This window comes from Flammeovirga sp. OC4 (assembly GCF_000812565.1).
Classification (GTDB): domain Bacteria; phylum Bacteroidota; class Bacteroidia; order Cytophagales; family Flammeovirgaceae; genus Flammeovirga.
Window position 1 is genome coordinate 1 of the sequence record NZ_JTAM01000202.1, and the last position, 236, is coordinate 236.

The following is a 236-nucleotide window of genomic DNA, read 5'->3' on the forward strand; positions in this document are numbered from 1 at the left end:
AAAAATCACTTATGCAAAAAAAACACAAGCACCGAAAATAGATCAATACAAAAAGCAAGAAGAGATTCTTGATGGAAGAAATAGCTACTCTAAAACAGATCATGATGCGACTTTCATGAAAATGAAAGATGATCCTATGAAGAATGGGCAGTTAAAACCTTCTTATAATACTCAAGTTTCAACTGAAAACGAATATTCTATAAATTATTCCATTCATCAAACAGCAGGAGATTCTA

1 pseudogene is annotated in these 236 nt (G+C 30.9%); it reads left to right on the top strand.

The window, feature by feature from the left end:
* A pseudogene (locus PL77_RS32220) lies at positions 1-236 on the top strand (IS1182 family transposase); the annotation flags it as partial.